The sequence below is a fragment of the Pseudarthrobacter sp. 1C304 genome (assembly GCF_052245515.1).
Taxonomy (GTDB): domain Bacteria; phylum Actinomycetota; class Actinomycetes; order Actinomycetales; family Micrococcaceae; genus Arthrobacter.
In genome coordinates, this window is sequence record NZ_JBQQCH010000001.1 from 101,929 (window position 1) to 122,068 (window position 20,140).

Genomic DNA, 20,140 nt, shown 5'->3' on the forward strand with positions numbered 1-20,140 from the left:
CCTCGTTAGTAGGTGAAGGCGCGGTCCAGCGCCTCGAGGATGCGGTCGATGTCCGGCAGGTAGTCTTCCTCCACCTTGGCCACCGGGTAGGGCATGTGGAAACCGCCGACGCGGATCACGGGGGCCTCGAGGGAGTGGAACGCCCGCTCGCTGATCCGGGCAGCGATCTCGCCGCCGATTCCACCGAAAGTGGGGGCCTCGTGGGCCACCACCAGCCGGCCCGTCTTCGTGACGGATGCCGTGACGGTGTCGAAGTCGATCGGCGAGATGGACCGCAGGTCGATCACCTCGACGCTGCGGCCGTCCTCGGCGGCGGCGTTGGCGGCCGCCAGGGCCACCGGCACCAGCGGGCCGTAGACCACCACGGTGGCGTCCGTTCCTTCGCGGAGCACGTGCGCCTTGAACGGGTCCGCGGAAGGCCCGGGGGCCGCCGTGTCCACGTCCCCCTTGAGCCAATAGCGGCGCTTCGGTTCGAAGACGATCACAGGGTCCTGGCACTCCACGGCCTGCTGGATCATCCAGTAGGCGTCGTGCGGATTGGACGGGGTGATGATGCGCAGGCCAGCCGTGTGGGCGAACAGCGCCTCCGGGGACTCCGAGTGGTGCTCGATCGAACCGATGCCGCCGCCGTACGGTATGCGGATGACCACCGGGACGGTCAGGTTGCCGTTGCTGCGGGAGTGCATTTTGGCCAGCTGCGTGGTGATCTGGTTGAAGCCCGGGAACACGAAACCGTCGAACTGGATCTCGCAGATCGGCAGGTAGCCGCGCAGGGACAGGCCGATTGCGGTGCCGATGATGCCGGACTCCGCCAGCGGGGTGTCCACCACCCGGTCAGCACCGAATTCCGCAAAGAGTCCGTCAGTGACCCGGTAGACGCCGCCGAGGGGCCCGATGTCCTCGCCCATCAGCAAGGAGCGAGGGTTGTTTGCCAGCGTGGCGCGCAGGCCTTCGTTGATGGCCTTGGCAATGGTCATGGTGGTCATCAGTTGGCCGCACCTTCTGCCTCATCGGCGAATCCCGCACTGTATTCCTCGAACCACGCCAGCTCCTCGGCCACCAGCGGGTGGGCCTCCACGTAGGTGTTGGCGAAGGCCGTCCGGATGTCCGGCGTCTCAAGGTCGTGGGTGGTCTTGCGGACGTAGGCGGCCAGTTCGTCGCCGGCGGCCCTGACCTGCTCGAAGAAGGCGTCGTCGGCCAGACCCTGGGCGCGCAGGTAGGTCTCCAGGCGCACCAGCGGATCTTTGGCCCGCCAGTGCTCTTCCTCGGCGGACTCCCGGTACTTCGTGGGATCGTCGGCAGTGGTATGCGCCCCGACCCGGTAGGTGAACGCCTCGATCAGCACCGGGCCCTCGCCCCGTCGGGCGCGGTCCAGGGCCCACTCGGTGACGGCGTGGACAGCGATCACGTCGTTGCCGTCCACCCGGATGCCCGGGAATCCGTAGCCCTTGGCCCGGTTCGCCAGCGGGATGCGGGTCTGCACGGCGGTGGGGACTGAGATGGCCCAGTGGTTGTTCTGGCAGAAAAACACCACGGGCGCCTTGTAGGAGGACGCGAACACCATGGACTCGTGCACGTCGCCTTCGGAGCTTGCCCCGTCGCCGAAGTAGACCATCACGGCAGCCTGGGGCTCGGTTGCCGGTGCAGAGTTTTCCGGGTTCCCGGAGTTTCCCGGGTTCCCGGAGTTTCCCGCCCCGGCGGTGGACGCCGCGAACTTCTGGTCACGCTGGATGCCCATCGCATAGCCGACCGCATGCGGGGTCTGGGCGGCGAGGACCAGGGTGTACAGGTGGAAGTTGGTGTCCTTGGGGTTCCAGCCGCCGTTGGAGACGCCGCGGAACTGGCGCAGCAGCTCGGCAAGGTCCACGTTGCGGGTCAGCGCCACACCATGCTCGCGGTACGTGGGAAAAATGTAGTCCTGCGGCTGGCTGGCCCGGCCGGAGCCGATCTGGGCGGCCTCCTGCCCGGTGAGCGGAACCCACAAGGCCAGCTGGCCCTGCCGCTGCAGGGCCGTTGCCTCGACGTCGAACCGGCGGATCTTCGCCATGTCGGCGTAGAAGCCGCGGAGTTTCTCCGGATCGAGCCGCTCGGCGTATTCAGAGAACACCGGATCAGAGCCGAGCGTCCCGTCCGGCGCAAGGAGCTGGACCATCGGGTCGGCAGGATCGCCCTGGCGCGCTTCGGCTTCCGCCTCGAGCCGGTCCTCAATGCCGGTTCCGTCGAACTCGGTAGAGGGCAGATGTGTGGTGCCCATACCGTCTCCTTGCCTGCCGCATCCGAATGCGCCGCGATCGCTGGGACATATGCCGGGCCAGGAATACATTCCCGGTCCGGCATACGTAGGTGGCTTACTCGTCATTACTCTAGCGGCAGCGGCTTGGCCGCGGCCGTCATGTTAAGCGCTAGGAACGCCGAGGGGGTTTTGTATAGATTGCACAGAGTTCCAGGAATCGGGTGTTGGCTTCCACTTCGCCGATGCTCACCCGTACCCCCTCGTTGGCGAACGCCCGCACGGAGAGGGCCCGCTCCCCTGCCAGGGCGGCGAATTCCGTGCTGTCGGCCCCCAGATCGAGCCACACGAAGTTGCCCTGCGCCTCCGGAACGAACCAGCCCAGCTCCCGAAGGCCCGTGGTGACCCGTTCCCGTTCGTCCACCAGGCTTTGTACCCTTTCTACAACGTCGTCAAAATGCTCCAGCGATGCCACGGCGGCGGTTTCGGCGATCTGGGAGACGGCGAACGGGGTGGCTGCGACCCGCAGGTGCTGGGTGAGCCCGGGCCGCGACACGCTGTAGCCGACCCGCAGGCCGGCGAGGCCATGGGCCTTGGAGAAGGTGCGGAGCACCACGACGTTCGGGTACTTCCGGTACATCTCGATGCCGTCGACGGCGTGTTCGTCACGGACGAACTCCTGGTAGGCCTCATCGATGACCACCACAACGTCGGCCGGCACCCGCTGGATGAAGCGCTCGGTTTCCTCGGTGGTGAGGATCGGGCCGGTGGGGTTGTTGGGCGTGCAGAGGAGGATCATCCGGGTGCGCGCGCTCACCGCCTGGGCCATGGCGTCGAGGTCGTGGCGGCCGTCGGCGGTCAGCGGGATCCGGACGCTCTCGGCGCCGGCCAGGCCGACACAGATCGGGTACGCCTCGAAGGAGCGCCAGGCGTAGATGACCTCGTCGGGCTTGCCGTCGTCGTTCTGCCCCGTGAAGGTGGTGAGCAGCTGGTTGAGTGCGCCCAGGCTCCCGGCACCGGTGACGACGTCCTCGGCGGGCACGTCCAGAAAACCAGCGAGCTTTTCCCGCAGCTTGCTGCTGAGCGGGTCCGGGTAGCGGTTGAAGTCGGTCTGCGCCGCGATGGCCTGCTGCACTGCAGGGATCGGCGGGAGCGGGTTTTCGTTGGAGGAAAGCTTGTAGCTGACCAGCCCCTCGACGGGGACCGGCGGTTTGCCGGCCGCGTAGCGGGGAAGGAGGTCTACCACCGGGCGGGGCCTGATGCCCCCGGCCGGGTTCTCTGAAGAAGTCATGCCCACCAGCCTACTTCGGGTCCCGCCGCAACAGCCCGCCGCAAAAGGGGGATATGGTCCCTGCCGCCAGCCCCGGGCCCTGTGACAGCATTGGCCCATGCGCTCATTCATCGTACGAGTCGTCGTCAACGCGTTGGCCCTGGCCATCGCGTGCTGGATCCTTACCGGCCTGGATATCACCACGTCGGACAACGGCACGCTCAGCCTGGTGCTGGGGTACCTCTTCATCGGACTGGTCTTCGGCCTCGTCAATGCCTTCGTCAAGCCGATCGTCATGCTGCTGTCCCTGCCGATCACCATCCTCACCTTGGGGCTGTTTACGATTGTCATCAATGCGGGCATGCTCTACCTGACGTCCTGGATCAGCAGCTACACCACCGTCCAGTTCACCATCGACAGCTTCTGGTGGACCGCCGTCTTCGCCGCCCTCATCATCAGCGCCGTGTCCCTGGTCGCGAGCTTCCTTCCCGCGCTGGACCGCTGACCGCCGGCCCCGGCGCCGCGGCCACCCGCGGCGGCATGGCATCCCTGCGCAGGGAGAACCGGGTCACCGTGGCCGTTCCGCCGGCGCCGACCACGGCGGCGAGCGCTGCGGTGGACGCCTCCAGTGATGGGTCCCGGCTGGCCGCGACGTCGCGGGCGCCGGCGGCGTAGCGGGTCATGGCATGGCCCGGCCCCAGGCCCGGCTCCAGCCACTCCGGCGCTGGGATCGGGCCGGTCAACGTGACGGTCACACGTTCCTTGGTGTCGGGCCCGGGCGCCCCGTCAGCTCCAGGGACCCAGTCCGCTTCGTGCTCCAGGTGCAGGCTGCGGACGCCGCCCGCGGACTCGATCGACCCCACCGGAGAGCCGGCGGTGAGCACGAATTTCACCCTGTAGTCGGCGAGGAAGGCCTTGTCGCGGGCCAGGTTCATCGCGTGGATGCCGCCCTGGCTGTACCCGACGGCGGCCACCTGGTCCCCCGCCTCGGCGCCGGCCTCCGCCAGCGCCGTCCGTATGGCGGCGGCGGTCTGGGCCGACCCGAACCCCAGGCCCTCGGCGATGCCACCGGCGTCAAAAGGGTTCGTGCCCTGCGGGAGCCCGTCCAGCTGCGTTCCGGGGATGACCACCACCCAGGCCCGGCTGCCGGGCTCCCCCAGCCGGAGAACCTCGACGGACCCCCGGTCCCCGCCGAGGGCTTCGGCCCGCAGCAGCAGCCCGGCCGGGGAGACGTCTGCCTCCTCCACCCGGGTGTCCGTGCCGGTGATCCGGACCGGCCGGGGCCGCAGGAACTCGAGGCCGGGCGCGTCCGCCAGCCCGCGGACTGTGTCCTGCACTCCGGCCCGCACACCGGCGGCCGGTCCCCCGCCCGGGGCATGGCCGGCCGGCACGCCAAGGAGCAGAGCCAGCGCTGCCGGCACCGAGCCGGCCACGTCCTCAACGGTGTCGCGCAGGGTCACCGGCGGCAGGCCGAGCAGCCCCCACAGGGGTCCGTAGGCCGGGCCGGTCCGGCCGATCCGCAGGAGGAGGGTGTTCCGCGCCTCCGCGGACTCGTACTCCCGGTGGCTGGCCCGGACGTCGCTGCCGAGGCGGTCCAGCTCGGTCCGGACGCGGGCGAGGTCCCGGGCAGCCTCACCGACGGCGGTGATCGCGGTGCTGCCGCTGGCATAGGAGCCGTGCAGGTATGGCACCAGGGCGATGCGGACCGCTTCTGCCTCCGCTTCCACGGCCGCCAGCTCCTGCACGATCCCGTCGAGGGCCGCCGCTCCGGCCAGCAGCTCCTCGAACTGGAAGCTGAGCCCGCCCACTCCGCCGCGGATCCGCAGCATTCCGTCCTCGGGCGCGGCCGGGACGGGCGCTGCCCCGGAACCGGACGGCGTGGCTTCGGCCATCAGCCCGTACCCGCGGCGGACATCATCACGGCCTGGGCGTGCCTGAGGACGGCGGCGGACGCCTCCTGCAGCGCTGTCCGGCTGCGGCGCAGGGAGGCGGCCTGCAGGGACAGTGCCGTCCGGTACGCCCGGCCTGCCGGGGATTCCCAGGTCCCCATCTCCACGCCGGACAGCCGGGCCAGCGCGGCGTCGGCCTGGTCGGCACAGGCGGCCACCCGGGCGGCCAGCTGCTGGACCTCGTAGCCGCGCGAGGCACAGGCCGCGGCGTCGGCTGCCCTGAGGACACCGGCGGACGCATTGCCGTTGCTGCCGCTCATACCCCCGACGTTAGGCACCGCGCGGGCCGCGCTGAAGCTCCCGGTGGTCCCATGTGGACAACCCCGGAACCGGGAAGTCACATGGATCCGCGCGCTTAAGGCCGGGCGGGACTTCGTGAAAGAATCGGGACATGCCTGAAACTGCCGCCACAGCCGATACCCGCACGCCGTCCGGACGCCTGGCCCTCGCCGCGTCCCCGCAACAGATCGCGCTCGGCCCGCTGGACGGCCGGTACTCCTCCGCCGTCGCGCCGCTGGTCGACTACCTCTCCGAGGCCGCGCTCAACCGCGACCGGGTCGCCGTCGAGGTTGAATGGCTGATCCACCTGACCGGCAACAACGTGCTGCCGGGCGCCGGACCGCTCACCGCCGGGCAGCAGGAGAAGCTGCGCGCCATCGTCACCGAGTTCGACGCCGCTTCGGTGGCCGAGCTGGCGGACATCGAGGCCGTCACGGTGCACGACGTCAAAGCCGTCGAATACTACATCGGCAGGCGCCTGCCCGGCATCGGCATCGAGCACCTGACCGCCATGGTGCACTTCGGCTGCACTTCCGAGGACATCAACAACCTTTCCTACGCCCTGGGCATCAAGGGCGCCGTCGAGGACGTCTGGCTTCCCGCCGCCCGCAAGCTCGTCGCGCAGATCAGCGCCATGGCGGAGGCAAACCGGGCCGTGCCCATGCTCTCCCGCACGCACGGCCAGCCGGCCACGCCAACCACCCTCGGCAAGGAACTGGCTGTGATCGCGCACCGCCTGGGCCGCCAGCTGGACCGCATCGCCCGGACCGAATACCTCGGCAAGATCAACGGCGCCACCGGCACGTACGCCGCCCACGTGGCGTCCGTTCCCGGTGCCGACTGGCAGCACGTTGCCAAGAGCTTCGTGGAGGGCCTGGGACTCACGTGGAACCCGCTGACCACCCAGATCGAAAGCCACGACTGGCAGGCGGAGCTGTACGCCGACGTCGCGCGCTTCAACCGGATCCTGCACAACGTCTGCACGGACATCTGGAGCTACATCTCGATCGGCTACTTCGTGCAGATCCCGGTCGCCGGCGCCACCGGCTCCTCCACCATGCCGCACAAGGTCAACCCGATCCGCTTCGAAAACGCCGAGGCCAACCTGGAGATCTCCTCCGGGCTCCTGGACGTCCTGGGCTCCACCCTGGTCACCTCGCGCTGGCAGCGCGACCTCACCGATTCCTCCTCGCAGCGCAACATCGGCGTCGCCTTCGGCCACTCGCTGCTGGCCATCTCCAACGTCGCCAAGGGCCTGGAGCGCCTGAAGGTGGCGGAAGACGTGCTCGCCGGGGACCTCGACACCAACTGGGAAGTCCTGGGTGAGGCCATCCAGATGGTGATGCGCGCGGAGGCCATCGCCGGCGTCGAAGGCATGGAAAACCCGTACGAACGGCTCAAGGACCTGACCCGCGGGCAGCGCGTTGACGCGGCCCGGATGCAGGAGTTTGTCCAGAGCCTGGGCCTGTCCGCGGACGCCGAGGCCCGCCTGCTGGCGCTGACCCCCGGCACCTACACCGGCATTGCGGACAAGCTGGTGGACCACCTCGCATGAGGCTCCTGCTCATCCGCCACGGCCAGACGCCGGGCAACGTCCTTGGCCAGCTGGACACCGCCCACCCGGGCCCAGGGCTGACCGAACTCGGTGAGCGGCAGGCCGCCGCCCTGGCGCGGTCGCTGGCGAATGAGCAGATCGACCTCCTCTACGCGTCCACCCTGATCCGCACGCAGATCACGGCCGCGCCGCTGGCGTCCGCGCGCAGCCTGACGGTCGAGGTGCTGGAGGGCCTGCACGAGATCGAAGCAGGCTCCCTGGAAAAGCTCACCGACAAGGAATCGCACCTCCGCTACCTCGGCACGGTGTTCGGCTGGGCGGCCGGGGAACTGCACCGCAGGATGCCGGCCGGGCCCAGCGGGCACGACTTCTTCGAGCGCTACGACGCCTCGATCGCGCGGATCGCCGCGTCAGCGGCCGCAGGAAATGCCGGGACGGTGGCCGTGGTCAGCCACGGAGCCGCGATCCGAGTGTGGACGGGCCTGCGGGCCGGCAATGTGGAGGCGGACTTTGCCGCCCGCCATGTCCTCGCCAACACCGGGATCGTGGCCCTGGCAGGGGACCCCGACGCCGGCTGGCGGCTCATCCACTGGGACGACAGCCCCGTGGGCGGCCTGGCGCTGGCGGACCCGACGGCGGAAGACCCCACCGGCGGCACGCCCTAGCCGAGTTCTCCGAACCCTTACGCACAGGAAACACAGCCGAAACCGGCGCTGCCTAGCCTTGATCTGCATAACCCTTCATTGAAGCGAGGCAGCCATGCAGACCAACCCGCGGCTCAACATCCGTCAGGTCACCTGGGCCAACCCTGTGGGCGCGGACCTCCGCGCCGCCCAGCAGGCCGAACTCGACGCCCGCTTCGGCACCAGCGACCACGAACCCGGGCCCCCGCCGTCGGAGGCTGACACGGCGGTGTTCCTTGTGGCGCATGACAAGGCGTCCGGGCAGCCCGTGGGCTGCGGCGGCCTGCGCATCCTCGATGCCAGGACCGCCGAGATCAAACGGCTGTATGTGCTCCCCTACATGCGCGGCTCCGGCGTGGCCAGCTCCATCCTCGCGGCCCTGGAGGCACACGCCCATGCCATGGGGATCACGTCCATCACGGCGGAGGCCGGCTCGGTGCAGACGGACGGCCGGCAGTTCTACCAGAACTCCGGGTTCACGCCGGTGCCGAACTTTGGACCGTACATCGGGCTGGAACACTCCTACTGCTACGCGAAGTCCATCGACTCCCACAGCGCCGCACATACTGCCATGGCCTGAGCTGCGTCAGCGTTCGACGGCGGCAGCGGCCCATGGCTTATGGGCCAGCCGCAGTATGCCGTCGCGCAGCGGCTGGCCCTTTTCCGCCAGCGCCAGCCGCGCCATGGCGGACGAAGCCACGCGCAATACTTGGCTGCGCAAAAGTCTCCGCCGGTTGTAGGACCGGAGGGCGTCCGGGAGCGGCCGGGTATTGAGGAGATCGGCGAGTGTTACCGCGTCGATCAGCGCCTCGCAGGCACCGCGCCCCAGATTCGGCGTCATGCCGTGTGCCGCATCGCCCACCAACACCGCACCGTCCCGCTGGTAGCTGCCCGGACATGGCACTGTCCAGACCCGTTGGGCCAGCGTCTGTGCCGGCGCCGCGGCCATCAGGACACGGTCGATAGCGTCAGTATGGCGGGAAAATCGCGCACGCGTGATGGCCAGTGCCTGGTCCACGTCGACGCCGGCGGGCCCCAGGTCCGACCGGTAGGAGGCATACCAGTAGGTCCGGCCACGTGATGCCGGCGCTATGCCGAACAATTGACCGCGCCCCCAGTACTCCCCGCCTCCACCAGGCGGGACCGTCCCGTCGATGATGCCGCGCAGCGTAAGATAGGGCGTGAGACTGGCACTGGTGCGGTCGCCCCAGACACTCCGGCGGACAATGCTGTGCACCCCGTCGGCGCCGACCACCAGTCCCGGCCGCGGCAGCGACGCCACCGGGCCGTAGGCCCGGACCACCGAGGCGGGCAGCGCGGCGGCCAGCAGCTTGAGCAGGTCCGCGCGGGACACGCCAATGACGCCCGATGGCCGGGCCGAGAGCAGGACGTCGCCGGACTCGTTCCGCAGTGCCATGCCGCCGAACCCCGAGCCGGCCTGCCGGACTCCGGGGAGAATACCCACCTGAGCCAGGGCACGCTGGGCTTCCGGCCACATTGCCAGGGACGTCTCCACCGACGGCGGCTCCTCCCGCCGCTCGTGGACGACCACCCGAAAGCGCTCCGGGTCAAGGCATGCGGCGACCGCCAGGCCGGCGATGCCGCCGCCGACAACCGATACATCCTCCATGCCCCGAGTCTACGGCCGGTGCATCCGCGTTCCCTGACCGGCCTGCCGCCCGGTCAGGCCCAGAAGTCGTCCCAGGCGGCGGTGTCCTGGGAGTATTCGCGGCCTTCGGCAATCTTTCCGTCGCGGACCACGAACACGATCACGGTGCCCGTGTCGATCGTCTTGCCGTTGGCCTCGCTGTGGTTCTGCTGGATCGCGACCGTGTGTTCCTCCCCGCCGACGATGTCCTGGACATCGGCCTGGAACGAACCCTGGCTGCGCGCCCCCAGCTCGCCGAAATAGGCCAGCACAGCATCCCGGCCCTGTTTGGTTCCCGAGAGCACGCCGCCCCCGGCGGCGTGCCAGACTGCGTCCTCGGCGAAGATCTCGCCAAGGGTCGCCATATCCCCTGCGTTGAAGGCCTCGTACCCCCGCCGGACCAGTTCAGCATTCTCTGCGGCTCCCATTTCGGGCACCTCCGTCATCCTTGTCGGGTATTTGGTGGGACGAATTAAGGCTATTCCCGGTCCATGGACCTGTCGATGGGCCGCATGTTCACTGCGGGTTGGGTTCCAGGGCGCAGGATGTTCATCCGGACCCACCAGACTCGGATGCCAGGCCAAAGGTATTTCATCAACTTGATGGCCATAACCGCCGATTCCGGTCTTCTCCCCTATAGGCTGGCCGGACAAATGCCACCTGGCCCCGTTCAGAAATGAGTCCCACTCGTGCGCAGATTGAAAACTTTGATTGCCGGCGCCGTCGCCGTCACCCTTCTTTCCGGCTGCGGCGCGGGCGCTGCTGCCCCTGCCTCCTCCGGAGCAGTCACCGGGCCCGCCGCCGTCGCGCCGTCCGGACCGCCCTCCGGAGAAACACTTGTCGTCTACACCAACTCCAACGGTGAAGGCCGTGGTGAATGGCTGACTGCAAAGGCCGCGGAAGCCGGCTTCAAGATTGAGATTGTCGGCGCCGGCGGCGCGGACGCCACCAACAAACTGATCGCGGAAAAGAACAACCCGATCGCTGACGTGGCTTTCGGGCTGAACAACATGTACTTCGAGCAGATCAAGGCTGCCGGTGCCATCGCACCGTTCACCCCCGCCTGGGCCGCCGAAGTCGACACTGCCAAGGGGGACCAGTCCGACAGCAAGGCCTACTGGCCGCTGGTCCAGCAGGCAATCCTGCTCGGCTACAACACCGAGAAGTTCAGCGCGGACCAGGCCCCCAAGGACTGGACCGACCTCTGGACCCGGGACGAGTTCAAATCCCGCTACGAGCGGGTCACCGGCCTTGGCACGGCAACAGCACAGCTGGTCTTCGCCGGAATCCTGACGCGCTACAAGGACGACGCCGGCGATCTGGGCGTCTCGGAGGAGGGCTGGAAGCAGATCGAAGAGTACTTCAAGAACGGCACCCCGGCCGTGGCCAAGACCGATCTCTTCGCCCGCATCGCCTCGGGCGAGACGGACATGGGGCAGATGGCCTCCTCGGTCATCCCCGAACGCGAGAAGTCGTTCAACGTCGATGTCGAGACCGTCATGCCGTCCGTAGGGGTGCCGCTGGCCATCGAGCAGGTTGCCCTGGTCAATGGAACGGACAAGCAGGATGAAGCCCTCAAGTTCATCGACTGGTTTGGCAGCGCACAGGTCCAGGGCGAATGGTCCCAGCAGTTCAACTCGATGCCGGTCAATAAGGCCGCCGTGGCCTCGGCCAAGCCCGAGGTGGTGGAATTCTTCAACACGCTCAAGCAGCAGGACATCGACTGGAACTTCGTGCAGAAGAACATGGGCGCCTGGGTCGAAAAAATCGAACTTGAATACATGAGCTGACCGCCATGATCCGTTTCGAGAACATTGAGGTCACGTTCGGCGACTTCACCGCCATCCCCGGCCTCGATCTGCAGGTGGAGCCGGGGGAATTCTTTACGCTGCTGGGCCCCTCGGGCTGCGGCAAGACGACCGCCCTGCGCACACTGGCGGGGTTCATCGAGCCGTCCGCCGGCGAGGTCTACGTCGACGGGAAGGCCGTCACCCGGCTTCCCAGCGACAAGCGCCAGGTGGGCATGGTGTTCCAGAACTATGCGCTGTTCCCCAGCATGAGCGTGTGGGAGAACATCGCATTCGGCCTCCGTGTGCGCAAGGAGAAGCCGGCCGACACTGACCGCCTCGTCCGCGAGATCGCCCGCCGGGTTGACCTGTCCGAGGAACAGCTGCGCAAGAACGTGGCGGAGCTGTCCGGCGGGCAGCAGCAGCGCGTCGCCGTCGCCCGGGCGCTGGTGCTGCAGCCCAAGATCCTGCTGCTGGATGAGCCGCTCTCGAACCTGGACGCGAAACTGCGCCACCAGCTCCGGCAGCAGCTCAAGGACCTCCAAAGCGAATTCGGCATCACCACGGTCTACGTCACCCACGACCAGGATGAGGCCCTTGCCATGAGCGACCGGGTGGCCGTCTTCAACAAGGGGGTGGTGGAGCAGATCGGCACGCCGCAGAGCATCTACGACGAGTCGGCCACCGAATTCGTGTGCAATTTCATCGGGGACAGTTCACGGCTGACGTCCGGGTTTGTCGAGGAACTGAACCGGCAGTCCGGTTCCGGCCTCGATCCCGCGGCCAACTCCTACCTGCGGGTGGAAAAGGCGTCCCTTGATCCCGCGGGCGGGGGCGGCGCGGCCGTGCCCGTGCAGGGAACCGTCATCTCGAAGACCTACCACGGCCTGCACAGCCGGTACGTGGTCCGCTGCCACGGCGCCGACATCCGGCTGCTGGTCAAGGAGGACGGCGGAACCCACCCCGCCACGGGCAGCCAGGCCACGGTGTACGTCCAGCCCTCCCACGTCCTGCAGTACCACCCGGAAACAGGCGCCTCGCTCGGCAACCGGCTGCAGGAAGCGACCAGCCTGTGAGCGCGGCGGCCGGCTCGAACGGCCGGAGCATCCGGAGCATGTTCCGGTCCCCCGCAGTGCTGGTCGCCGGCGTGGTGCTGACCTGGTTTATCGCGGCATTCCTCGTCTGGCCCAACGCGAATGTGCTGATCCAGACCTTCTTCCCGGACGGAAACTTCTCCGGACGCGCCGCGGAAAAGCTCATCTCCTCCCCGCGGGCCATGAAATCCCTGGGCAACAGCTTCCTGCTCGCCGTCGCCTTGTCCATCACCGTCAACGTGGTGGGGATCTTCATTGTGCTGGTGACCCAGTACTTCAAGATCCGCGGCTCGCGGGTCCTGTTCCTCGGCTACGCTACGACCTTCATTTACGGCGGCATTGTGCTGGCGGCGGGCTACAAGTTCATCTACGGGGACAAGGGCATCGTGACCGGCTTCCTGGTGGGACTGTTCCCCGGCATGGATCCCGGCTGGTTTTCCGGGTTCTTTGCCGTCCTGGCGGTCATGACCTTTGCCACCACCACCAACCACATGCTGTTCGTCACCAACGCCCTGAAGGGCGTGGATTACCAGACCATCGAAGCGGCGCGGAACATGGGGGCCTCCACCTGGACCATCCTCCGGCGGATCGTCCTGCCAATGCTCAAGCCCACGCTCTTCGCCGTCACCGTCCTGTCGTTCCTGACCGGGCTGGGAGCACTCAGCGCGCCGCAGGTCCTCGGCGGCCGGGACTTCCAGACCATCACCCCCATGATTCTCACGTTCAGCAACAGCCCGACGTCGAGGGACCTCGCGGCCCTGCTCGCCGTGATCCTCGGCGTGGCCACCATGCTGATGCTGGCGGGAATGACCAGGCTGGAAAAGGGCGGAACGTACTTCTCGGTGTCCAAAGTCTCCGCCGGGCTGCAGAAGCAGCAGATCCGCAACCCGGTGGCCAACGCCGCGGTGCACGTCGCGGCGTACCTGCTGTTCGCCATCTACACGCTGCCCGTGGTGCTGATCGTGCTGTATTCCTTCGCCGACGGCGCCGCGATCCAGACCGGCCGGCTGTCACCGGGGGCCCTGACGTTCGACAACTACGTCCGTGTCCTCACCCAGCCCTCGGGCCTTCGGCCGTTCATCATCAGCATCGTCTACAGCGCGCTGGCCGCGCTGATCGCCGTGGGAGGCCTGCTTTTTGTTGCCCGGCTCCTGCAGAAGTACCGCAACTGGGTCACGTCGGCGGTGGAGTATCTGCTCCACATCCCGTGGATCCTTCCCTCCGCCCTGCTCGCCCTGGGCCTGATCCTCAGCTACGACCACCCGAACCCGCTGGTGGGCGGCGCCGTCCTGACCGGCACCACGGTGATCCTGCTGATCGCTTTCGTGACCGTCAAGATCCCCTTCACCCTGCGGATGCTCAAGGCCTCCTTCGCCTCGGTCAACTCCTCGCTGGAAGAAGCTGCAGGGATCATGGGTGCCAAGACGCTGTACGTGTTCCGCCGGATCCTGCTGCCGATCGTCCTGCCGGCCGCGGCTGCCATCACGGCGCTCAACTTCAACAGCATGCTGGACGACTACGACACCGCCATCTTCCTGGCCCACCCGCTGTACCAGCCCCTCGGCCTGGTGATCAAGGCGAACACGGACGGCGCCGAGGGCGTGGACGGGGTCTCCAACACCTTTGTCTACACGGTGCTGCTGATGGTCATCACGGGCGTGACGATGTACCTGGTCTACGGCCGGGCGGGCCGGAAGAAGGGCAAGTCCGCCAAGGCGGGGACGGGCGGCACTGGTAGGGACAGCACGGGCGGAACGGCACCGGTCATGGTCGAGGCCGCACCGGCGGAATCCGTCCGCGTGCCCTAACTGCGTTCTCTAGCTGCGGCGCACGGCCGGGCCGTTACAGGGCCCGGCCGAGGCTCCGCCGCAGGAGCCAGGCCCCCAGCAGGAGCAGCGCCGCGGCCATGCCGGCGAGCACCCCGAGCTGGGGCAGGATATCGGCCAGGGTGCCGCCGTGGCGCTGAATGTCGGCGAGCGCGTCGTAGGCCCAGCGGTGCGGGGTGGCGTAGGAGACCGCGGCCAGGGTGGCGGGAAAGAACTCGGGCGGCACCATACAGCCGCCCAGCCCGCCCAGCACCAGGCCGCCGCCCACGCCGACGCCGGACGCGGCGGTGTCGTTGTCCATCACGGCACCGACCATCATCGCTGCGGCCGCGGAGACGGCGCAGAACAGCACCAGCACCAGGGCCGACAGCCACAGGCTGCCCCAGTCCACGCCGAACAGCAGCGCAGTGCCGACCATGATGAAGCCGCCCTGGACGAAGGCGATGGCGAACCGGCCCAGGGCCTGCCCGGCCACCACCTGGCCGCTGGATACGGGGGCGGACATGACCCGCCCGATCACACCGAAGCGCCGGGCCTGGATCAGCGTGGCCGCACCGGTGAGCGAGCTCAGGAACACAAAAAGCAGCAGCTGCTGCGACGCGCCGAGGTCGAACTTGCCCAGCCCCTGGAAGTCCTGGACGACGTCGTCGGTGTCCACGACCTGCACGGTCGGCACCGTCACCTGCTCGGCGGCCTGTGCCAGGGCGGCGCCGGCCTGCCCGCCGGGAACCCCGGCGCCGGTGAGTGCAGCCAGCTGGCTCCGGTCCAGGCCCACCGCCTGCACGGCGGTGCGGACCTGCTGCAGCACGGCCTGGCCGGAGGACTGCGGGGCCATCACGACGTCGAGCTGCGCCGGCTGCCCGGCGTCGTATGCCCTGCCGTCGGCGTCGTCAAGGAACAATCCGACGTCGGTGCGTCCGCGGCTGAGGTCCGCCCGGGCGGCGTCCGCGCCGGTGGCGGTGACCTCGATGCCGGCGGACTCAAGTTCCGCGGTCAGTGCCTGGGCCAGAGCGGAGCCGGGGCCGGCAATGGCCACCCTGGCCTGCCCGCTGCCGGCACCGAACTGTGAACCAAGCAGCAGGATCAGCACCAGGGGGAAGACGAAGACGAAAAAGATGTTCGATTTGTCGCGCAGGAACCGCCGCAGTTCCACGGACGCGATCGCGGCCACGGCGCTCATACCTGGGCTCCCCGGTTCGGCAGGATCCGGGACAGGACCAGGCCGGCCGCCGCAAAGCCCAGCATCACCACGACCGGGCCCGCCACGTCGCCGAAGGTTCCGCCGCCGGCGGAGATGCCGAGGCCCCTGATGAACGCCCCGATCGGGTTGAGGTCCAGCAGCGTTGCGGCGAATCCGGTGCCCTGGACCGGGAAGAAGGCGCCTCCCGCGATGCCCAGCACCATGGCCAGGATGGACTGTGCCACGTTGGCCTGCTCCGCGGTGCGGACCAGCCGCGCGACCACAAACGTGAGGCTGGTCGCGGCGGTGACGACGCTGAGGATCAGGACGGCCACCACCGGCGGAGAGCCGAAGGAGACGCCGAACAGCCGGGACCCGGCGGTGAGCAGGACGGTGGTGGCGACGGCGCCCAGGATGAAACCGGTGCAGGCCTTGGCCGCGATCACCGCCCCGCCGGTGACCGGCATCGAGCGCAGGCGGGCCAGGGTCCCCTGTTCCCGTTCGGCCAGCAGGCCCAGCACGCCGAAACCGACCGTGAACATCAGGAACAGGCCGGCCTGGCCCGCGACGAGCGTGCCGCGGAGGGAGAGCTGCTCGGCGGCGGCCTGCCCCTCGGCCAGGGTGAGCAGGGGCGGTCCGGCGGCGGCTTCCCGGGCCAAGGCCGCGAGCTCCTCGTCCGGCAACCCGGCCGCGCCGCCGGCGGCGGCGGTGACCGTCCCCGCGGCGAACTGGTCCACGATTCCCTGGACCACAGAGACCAGCACACCCGTCTCAAGGGCGGCGCCGTTGCCCTCGACCAGCTGGACCGCTGCGGGCCGGCCGGACAGCGCGGCGTCGCTGAAACCGGCGGGGATGATGATGCCGAGCGCGGCCCCGCTGGCCTGGGTCTCGCTGTGGACCTCCCCGGCCGGGACGTTCCTGACGGTCACGTCCATGATCTCGAGGGAATCGACGGCGCCGAGCAGCGCGGCGCCCAGCGGCCCGGCGTCGTCCGCGCTGGCGATGACGGTGGCCGGCTGCAGGTCCACGGTGTCGTCGCCGAGGCCGCCGAACACGAGGCTCAACACGCCCATGAGGGCGAGCGGGACGATGAGGGAGAAGATGAACACCGACTTGTCCCGGATGCGCTGGCGCAGATCGTTCGCGACCATGGTCCACAGTCCGCGCATGTCAGTCCCTCAGCGCTTTCCCGGTGAGGTGCAGGAAGACGGATTCCAGGTCGGGCCGGACGATCTCAACGGATGTCACGGACATGCCGGCGGCCCCGGCGCCGGTGACGATCCCGGCCAGGGCCGTGGGCCCGTCACTGACGGTGAGCATGAGCCCGGAGCCGTCGTTGTCGACGTGCTGGACGGCGGGCAGCCCGCGCAGGGCGTCCGCGGCCCGGGCCGTGCTGCCGCCGCCGCGGAGGTTGATCCGGTCCACCCCGCCGGTGAGTGTGATCAGCTCATCGCGGGTGCCCTCGGCCTGGATCCGGCCCTCGTCGATGATGGCGATCCGGTCGCAGAGCCGCTCCGCTTCCTCCATGTAGTGGGTGGTGTACAGGACGGCCATGCCTTCGACCGAGAGCCTTTCCACGGATTCGAGGATGGAGTTGCGGGACTGCGGGTCCACCCCCACGGTCGGCTCGTCCAGGATCAGGAGCGTGGGCCGGTGCAGCAGCCCGATGCCGATGTTCAGCCGGCGTTTCATGCCGCCGGAATACTTCTTGGTCTGGTCCCCGGCGCGGTCGGCCAGGCCGATCAGTTCTAGCACCTCGTTGGTGCGCCGGGTGAGGTCCTTGCCGGCGAGCCCCTGCAGCCGGCCGAAGAACTTCAGGTTCTCCCGCGCAGTCAGGTCCGGGTAGATGGCCAGTTCCTGCGGGACCAGGCCGATGTCCCGCTTGGCGTCCGTCTCGGACGGGGTCATGTCCCGGCCAGCCACGCGGACGGTGCCCTCGTCGGCCGGGATCAGGCCGGCGACCATGGAAATAATAGTGGTCTTGCCGGCGCCGTTGGGGCCCAGCAGCCCGTACGTTTCCCCGGCGCGGATCTGGAAGGACACGCCGTCGACGGCGGTCAGGTCCCCGTAGCGGCGGACGAGTCCGCTGACGTCCAGCACGTCCCTGGTTTGTACCTGCACTGCTTCCACCAGCAATCCCCCCGATGCCTCTGCTGCCCCGACGTGTCCAGACTAGCCACCATCGCCCAGGGACGGGAGACCGGCCGCCAGAAGTGATAGCGTCTAGCGGTTGATTCCCCGTTTCCGGGGCGCGGCACACAGAGTACATCGAGGCACCCGGAGGACCCCATGCTCAAAGGATTCAAGGACTTCATCCTGCGCGGCAACGTGATCGAACTGTCCATCGCTGTGGTGATGGGCACCGCGTTTACCTCCCTGGTCAGCGCTTTCACCTCAAACATCGTGAACCCCATCATCGCGGCAGCCGGCGGTGTGGAGACCGGCGGGCTGGGCTTCCGGATCTGGCCGGGCAATGACAAGACGTTCGTCAATATCGGAGCAGTCATCACGGCGTTCATCACGTTTATGATCACGGCCGCCGTGGTGTACTTCATCTTCGTGGCGCCGATGAACCGCATCAACCACCTGGTCAAGAAGCGCCTCGCCACGGCGGAGCCGGAAGAGAAGCCGCTCCCGGCCGACACGGCGCTGCTGGCGGAAATCCGTGACCTGCTGGCCCAGGGCGCCGCTGCGGATCACACCCGGACCGACGGCGTGGCCGCCCGCCGCACCGCCGGCGGACCCTCCGGCGGGGACAGCGGACGCCCGGTCGAAGCGGCGGGCGGGCGCAGCCACTAGGCCGCGCAAAATCTTCACGGCCCAGCAACGGGACCGTAACAGCGGACGGACACCATGGGACCCATGATGCCCCCAGCCCGCGGCAAGACACCCGGCAAAACCCCGTCCCCCTCGGAACTGAGCTGTGAAGTCTGCGGCCAGATGCCCGAACCCACCAAGACCAGGCTGACCGTGGCGAACGTCGCCGTGATGTTGCCCATCGAACTGATGGTCCACGCGGCCGTGGTCAGTACCGCCCTGCCCTATGTGGCCAAAGTCCTTGTCCTCACACTGACCGCCACCATCCTGGTCATCTGGGTGGCGGAACCGTCGGCGACGCGGATACTGCGGACCTGGCTGCATGCCCCCGCCCTGCGCCACCGCAGCCGCCTCGGCCAGGCACCTGCCCTGTGGCGGGCCCGGACTGTGGTGAAGGACCTGCCCGGATCGCTGCAGAAGCTCACCCACGCGCTGGCACGGCTGGACACCAACATCCTGAGCATCCACGTGCACCCGGTCAACGGAGGTGTGCTGGACGAATTCGTGCTGTCCGCGCCCGGCGGACTGCGCGAAGCGGAGCTTCTGCAGGCCCTGCGCGACGGCGGCGGCAGCGAACCGCAGGTCTGGCCCACCACGGCGCTGGCCATGGCCGACGGGCAGACGGGGGCACTGAGCCTCGCAGCCCGGATAGCGGCCAACCCCGAGGAACTGCCGATGGCAGTGGCTGAGCTGCTGCACGCGCGGATCGCACCCGTGCCGGATACGGACACCGATGCCTCGGCCGGCACCGGGGCGGGTCAGGCCGCGGTGCCGGCGGACGGGAGCGTGTTGCGGATCCCGACCGCGTGGCACGGTCCAATCACGTTCGTCCGTCCCGGCGAGCCGTTTACCCCGGCGGAATCGGCCCGGGCACACCGGCTGGCCGAACTCGCCGAAATTCTCGCGCACCGACCGGCCGCCGGCCGCTGACGGGACGGGTTTCCCCACCGCCGAACCGCCCTGCCGGGATCACTTAGCTCCTGTGCGAGCGGACCTCCCGGTCGGGTACCGTCACCAGGGACGTTTCCGGGCCGGGTTCAGCGGGCGCCTGCTCCGCCCGCTCCACGCGGCGCGCCTGCCGGGCGGCGCCATGGTCCCTGCCGGCCCGGACGCCGGTCACTTCCGCCCTCCCGTCCGCGTCCCGGTCAAGATGTTTTGCCGGCTTCTCGACGACGGGCCGCCGCGCCCGTGCCAGTTCCACGGAGCGCGCCACGGACACTGACACAAACAGCAGCAGCGCACCCACCACGGCGACGATGATCAGCGTGCGGAGCCTGCTGGAGAAGATCTCAGCCGCCTGGCCCGGGCCGTCAATGGCCAGCGCCGTATACAGGTAGCTGTCGTCCGCACCGTTGATGGTCTGCACGTCGCGCAGTGTGCTGTTGAGCCGCTTGCCGAGTTCCGTGGCGGTGTCCACCGCCTGGGCGGGCGACTTTCCCGAAGCCGCAATCTCCACCAGCATGCCGGAACCTGAGCTCAGGGATTGCGCCACGGTGTACTCCGCCCCCAGCCCCAGGGATGCCAACTGCTCCGCGGTCTCCTGCGCGCCGAGCTTGGTGATCAGCACCTGCGCCAGGAGCGCACGGTCGCCGCTGCGCAGGTACGGGTTGTCTCCGTTGACCGCGGCAAGTTCCGGCCGGGCCTGCAGTTCCGCCTCGGTGGGCACCTTGGGGCTGAGCAGGGCGTAGGTCATGGTGGCCTCATACGTTCGCTGGGCGAAGAACATCACGTAGAGGCAGGCGAAAATTGTCAGCAGGGCAATGGGCAGGGCGGCCCACTTGTGCCGCCACAGCGTTTTGAGTACCGAAATCGGATCCATAGT

Annotated in this window: 20 protein-coding genes; 9 read left to right on the top strand and 11 right to left on the bottom strand. The window is 68.6% G+C overall.

What is annotated here, in order from left to right; translation table 11 throughout:
• Nucleotides 1–5: 5 nt before the first annotated feature.
• From ACTWQD_RS00495 to ACTWQD_RS00505, 3 genes are all read right to left on the bottom strand, one after another.
• The gene (locus ACTWQD_RS00495; protein ID WP_443194254.1) at nt 6–986 is read right to left on the bottom strand and encodes an alpha-ketoacid dehydrogenase subunit beta; all 981 of its coding nucleotides are present in this window, start codon (nt 984–986) and stop codon (nt 6–8) included.
• Nucleotides 986–2,254, bottom strand: coding sequence for a pyruvate dehydrogenase (acetyl-transferring) E1 component subunit alpha (gene pdhA / locus ACTWQD_RS00500; protein WP_443194255.1), 1,269 nt, complete (start codon nt 2,252–2,254; stop codon nt 986–988). Before pdhA ends, ACTWQD_RS00495 begins: the two co-directional genes overlap by 1 nt.
• 148 nt (nt 2,255–2,402) lie before the next feature.
• Nucleotides 2,403–3,521 carry a histidinol-phosphate transaminase gene (locus tag ACTWQD_RS00505; RefSeq protein ID WP_443194256.1) on the bottom strand — a complete coding sequence of 373 codons (1,119 nt, stop codon included), beginning with the start codon at nt 3,519–3,521 and terminating at the stop codon, nt 2,403–2,405.
• Between the two features lie 97 nt (nt 3,522–3,618).
• Between ACTWQD_RS00505 and ACTWQD_RS00510 the strand changes: the two genes are divergently transcribed.
• A complete protein-coding gene (locus ACTWQD_RS00510) occupies nt 3,619–4,005 on the top strand; it encodes a phage holin family protein (RefSeq protein WP_443194257.1) in 387 nt (128 codons plus the stop codon).
• Here ACTWQD_RS00510 and ACTWQD_RS00515 read toward each other — a convergent pair.
• Nucleotides 3,956–5,392 (bottom strand): hypothetical protein, encoded by a 1,437-nt coding sequence (locus ACTWQD_RS00515; protein ID WP_443194258.1) that lies wholly within the window; start codon nt 5,390–5,392, stop codon nt 3,956–3,958. The genes ACTWQD_RS00510 and ACTWQD_RS00515 overlap by 50 nt on opposite strands.
• Nucleotides 5,392–5,709, bottom strand: coding sequence for a hypothetical protein (locus ACTWQD_RS00520; RefSeq protein ID WP_443194259.1), 318 nt, complete (start codon nt 5,707–5,709; stop codon nt 5,392–5,394). The genes ACTWQD_RS00515 and ACTWQD_RS00520 overlap by 1 nt, the downstream gene beginning before the upstream one ends.
• Nucleotides 5,710–5,840: 131 nt before the next feature.
• Here ACTWQD_RS00520 and purB point away from each other — a divergent pair, with 131 nt between their 5' ends.
• The 3 genes from purB to ACTWQD_RS00535 all read left to right on the top strand — a co-directional run bounded on the left by purB (nt 5,841) and on the right by ACTWQD_RS00535 (nt 8,546).
• Nucleotides 5,841–7,283 carry an adenylosuccinate lyase gene (purB, locus tag ACTWQD_RS00525; protein WP_443194260.1) on the top strand — a complete coding sequence of 481 codons (1,443 nt, stop codon included), beginning with the start codon at nt 5,841–5,843 and terminating at the stop codon, nt 7,281–7,283.
• The gene (locus ACTWQD_RS00530) at nt 7,280–7,948 is read left to right on the top strand and encodes a histidine phosphatase family protein (protein WP_443194261.1); all 669 of its coding nucleotides are present in this window, start codon (nt 7,280–7,282) and stop codon (nt 7,946–7,948) included. Before purB ends, ACTWQD_RS00530 begins: the two co-directional genes overlap by 4 nt.
• A 94-nt stretch (nt 7,949–8,042) precedes the next feature.
• On the top strand, nt 8,043–8,546 hold the full coding sequence (locus tag ACTWQD_RS00535) for a GNAT family N-acetyltransferase (protein ID WP_443194262.1): 504 nt from the start codon (nt 8,043–8,045) through the stop codon (nt 8,544–8,546).
• 6 nt (nt 8,547–8,552) lie between these two features.
• Here the strand turns inward: ACTWQD_RS00535 and ACTWQD_RS00540 are convergent, their stop codons facing one another.
• Both ACTWQD_RS00540 and ACTWQD_RS00545 read right to left on the bottom strand, forming a co-directional pair.
• Nucleotides 8,553–9,596, bottom strand: a complete 1,044-nt coding sequence (locus ACTWQD_RS00540; protein ID WP_443194263.1) for an FAD-dependent monooxygenase — start codon at nt 9,594–9,596, stop codon at nt 8,553–8,555.
• Between the two features lie 53 nt (nt 9,597–9,649).
• Entirely contained in the window at nt 9,650–10,042 is a 393-nt protein-coding gene (locus ACTWQD_RS00545; RefSeq protein WP_443194264.1) for a nuclear transport factor 2 family protein, read from the bottom strand.
• A 261-nt stretch (nt 10,043–10,303) separates the two neighbouring features.
• Between ACTWQD_RS00545 and ACTWQD_RS00550 the strand changes: the two genes are divergently transcribed.
• The 3 genes from ACTWQD_RS00550 to ACTWQD_RS00560 are packed head-to-tail and all read left to right on the top strand — an operon-like array spanning nt 10,304 to nt 14,303.
• On the top strand, nt 10,304–11,404 hold the full coding sequence (locus ACTWQD_RS00550; RefSeq protein ID WP_443194265.1) for an extracellular solute-binding protein: 1,101 nt from the start codon (nt 10,304–10,306) through the stop codon (nt 11,402–11,404).
• 5 nt (nt 11,405–11,409) lie between these two features.
• Nucleotides 11,410–12,477 carry an ABC transporter ATP-binding protein gene (locus ACTWQD_RS00555; protein WP_443194266.1) on the top strand — a complete coding sequence of 356 codons (1,068 nt, stop codon included), beginning with the start codon at nt 11,410–11,412 and terminating at the stop codon, nt 12,475–12,477.
• Between the two features lie 38 nt (nt 12,478–12,515).
• On the top strand, nt 12,516–14,303 hold the full coding sequence (locus tag ACTWQD_RS00560) for an ABC transporter permease (protein WP_443194267.1): 1,788 nt from the start codon (nt 12,516–12,518) through the stop codon (nt 14,301–14,303).
• Between the two features lie 34 nt (nt 14,304–14,337).
• Here ACTWQD_RS00560 and ACTWQD_RS00565 read toward each other — a convergent pair whose 3' ends face one another.
• Genes ACTWQD_RS00565 through ACTWQD_RS00575 form a run of 3 tightly spaced genes read right to left on the bottom strand, consistent with a single transcriptional unit; the run spans nt 14,338 to nt 17,631 of the window.
• Entirely contained in the window at nt 14,338–15,501 is a 1,164-nt protein-coding gene (locus ACTWQD_RS00565) for an ABC transporter permease (protein WP_443194269.1), read from the bottom strand.
• Complete coding sequence (locus ACTWQD_RS00570) at nt 15,498–16,670, bottom strand: ABC transporter permease (RefSeq protein ID WP_443194270.1); 1,173 nt, start codon at nt 16,668–16,670, stop codon at nt 15,498–15,500. Before ACTWQD_RS00570 ends, ACTWQD_RS00565 begins: the two co-directional genes overlap by 4 nt.
• Before the next feature lies 1 nt (nt 16,671).
• Nucleotides 16,672–17,631: an ABC transporter ATP-binding protein gene (locus ACTWQD_RS00575; RefSeq protein ID WP_443194271.1), complete on the bottom strand. Its 960-nt coding sequence runs from the start codon at nt 17,629–17,631 to the stop codon at nt 16,672–16,674.
• A gap of 159 nt (nt 17,632–17,790) precedes the next feature.
• Between ACTWQD_RS00575 and mscL the strand changes: the two genes are divergently transcribed.
• Complete coding sequence (mscL, locus tag ACTWQD_RS00580; RefSeq protein WP_443194272.1) at nt 17,791–18,300, top strand: large conductance mechanosensitive channel protein MscL; 510 nt, start codon at nt 17,791–17,793, stop codon at nt 18,298–18,300.
• A 66-nt stretch (nt 18,301–18,366) separates the two neighbouring features.
• Nucleotides 18,367–19,248 (top strand): amino acid-binding protein, encoded by an 882-nt coding sequence (locus ACTWQD_RS00585; RefSeq protein ID WP_443194892.1) that lies wholly within the window; start codon nt 18,367–18,369, stop codon nt 19,246–19,248.
• Between the two features lie 43 nt (nt 19,249–19,291).
• Here the strand turns inward: ACTWQD_RS00585 and ACTWQD_RS00590 are convergent, their stop codons facing one another.
• Nucleotides 19,292–20,137, bottom strand: a complete 846-nt coding sequence (locus ACTWQD_RS00590; RefSeq protein ID WP_443194273.1) for a chain-length determining protein — start codon at nt 20,135–20,137, stop codon at nt 19,292–19,294.
• Nucleotides 20,138–20,140: the final 3 nt, after the last annotated feature.

What these genes read in the sequence shown, in the direction of transcription:
- ACTWQD_RS00495 (WP_443194254.1), bottom strand. Translation starts at nt 986, where the DNA reads ATGACCACCATGACCATTGCCAAGGCCATCAACGAAGGCCTGCGCGCC.
- pdhA (WP_443194255.1), bottom strand. Translation starts at nt 2,254, where the DNA reads ATGGGCACCACACATCTGCCCTCTACCGAGTTCGACGGAACCGGCATT.
- ACTWQD_RS00505 (WP_443194256.1), bottom strand. Translation starts at nt 3,521, where the DNA reads ATGACTTCTTCAGAGAACCCGGCCGGGGGCATCAGGCCCCGCCCGGTG.
- ACTWQD_RS00510 (WP_443194257.1), top strand. Translation starts at nt 3,619, where the DNA reads ATGCGCTCATTCATCGTACGAGTCGTCGTCAACGCGTTGGCCCTGGCC.
- ACTWQD_RS00515 (WP_443194258.1), bottom strand. Translation starts at nt 5,392, where the DNA reads ATGGCCGAAGCCACGCCGTCCGGTTCCGGGGCAGCGCCCGTCCCGGCC.
- ACTWQD_RS00520 (WP_443194259.1), bottom strand. Translation starts at nt 5,709, where the DNA reads ATGAGCGGCAGCAACGGCAATGCGTCCGCCGGTGTCCTCAGGGCAGCC.
- purB (WP_443194260.1), top strand. Translation starts at nt 5,841, where the DNA reads ATGCCTGAAACTGCCGCCACAGCCGATACCCGCACGCCGTCCGGACGC.
- ACTWQD_RS00530 (WP_443194261.1), top strand. Translation starts at nt 7,280, where the DNA reads ATGAGGCTCCTGCTCATCCGCCACGGCCAGACGCCGGGCAACGTCCTT.
- ACTWQD_RS00535 (WP_443194262.1), top strand. Translation starts at nt 8,043, where the DNA reads ATGCAGACCAACCCGCGGCTCAACATCCGTCAGGTCACCTGGGCCAAC.
- ACTWQD_RS00540 (WP_443194263.1), bottom strand. Translation starts at nt 9,596, where the DNA reads ATGGAGGATGTATCGGTTGTCGGCGGCGGCATCGCCGGCCTGGCGGTC.
- ACTWQD_RS00545 (WP_443194264.1), bottom strand. Translation starts at nt 10,042, where the DNA reads ATGGGAGCCGCAGAGAATGCTGAACTGGTCCGGCGGGGGTACGAGGCC.
- ACTWQD_RS00555 (WP_443194266.1), top strand. Translation starts at nt 11,410, where the DNA reads ATGATCCGTTTCGAGAACATTGAGGTCACGTTCGGCGACTTCACCGCC.
- ACTWQD_RS00560 (WP_443194267.1), top strand. Translation starts at nt 12,516, where the DNA reads ATGTTCCGGTCCCCCGCAGTGCTGGTCGCCGGCGTGGTGCTGACCTGG.
- ACTWQD_RS00565 (WP_443194269.1), bottom strand. Translation starts at nt 15,501, where the DNA reads ATGAGCGCCGTGGCCGCGATCGCGTCCGTGGAACTGCGGCGGTTCCTG.
- ACTWQD_RS00570 (WP_443194270.1), bottom strand. Translation starts at nt 16,670, where the DNA reads ATGCGCGGACTGTGGACCATGGTCGCGAACGATCTGCGCCAGCGCATC.
- mscL (WP_443194272.1), top strand. Translation starts at nt 17,791, where the DNA reads ATGCTCAAAGGATTCAAGGACTTCATCCTGCGCGGCAACGTGATCGAA.
- ACTWQD_RS00585 (WP_443194892.1), top strand. Translation starts at nt 18,367, where the DNA reads ATGCCCCCAGCCCGCGGCAAGACACCCGGCAAAACCCCGTCCCCCTCG.
- ACTWQD_RS00590 (WP_443194273.1), bottom strand. Translation starts at nt 20,137, where the DNA reads ATGGATCCGATTTCGGTACTCAAAACGCTGTGGCGGCACAAGTGGGCC.